The 352-nt window shown below is 75.3% G+C and carries 1 protein-coding gene; it reads left to right on the top strand.

Features of this window, described 5'->3' with window-relative positions; all coding sequences use genetic code 11:
- Window positions 1–67: 67 nt before the first annotated feature.
- The coding region (locus tag QRT03_RS32035; protein WP_286057230.1) for an HNH endonuclease signature motif containing protein at window positions 68–352 on the top strand (285 nt) is incomplete at its 3' end.

Genomic DNA, 352 nt, shown 5'->3' with positions numbered 1-352 from the left:
GTTCCTGCGCCGCGCCGCCCGCGCCCTCGCCCGCGAACGCGCCCGCCCACCCGAAGAGCACCCCGCCGTGAGCACCGTCGAGGCCGGGAACCGGTTCCCCTCCACGCGGCTGCGGGACTGGGTGACCGCCCGCGACCGCATGTGTCGCGCACCCGGCTGCACCGTGGACGCCACCCGATGCCACGCCGACCACACCCTCGCCGTCATCGACGGCGGCCAGACCGTCGCCGACGATCTCGGCGCGCTGTGCCAGGCCGACCACCTGGACAAACACGACGACGACACCGGCTGGACCGTGCACCAGACCCACCCCGGGCGGTTCGAGTGGACCTCCCCCACCGGCCGGGTCCAC

It is taken from the genome of Actinomycetospora termitidis, assembly GCF_030286555.1.
In the GTDB taxonomy this organism is placed as follows: Bacteria; Actinomycetota; Actinomycetes; order Mycobacteriales; family Pseudonocardiaceae; genus Actinomycetospora; species Actinomycetospora termitidis.
This window is presented reverse-complemented; position numbering and strand designations above follow the sequence as displayed.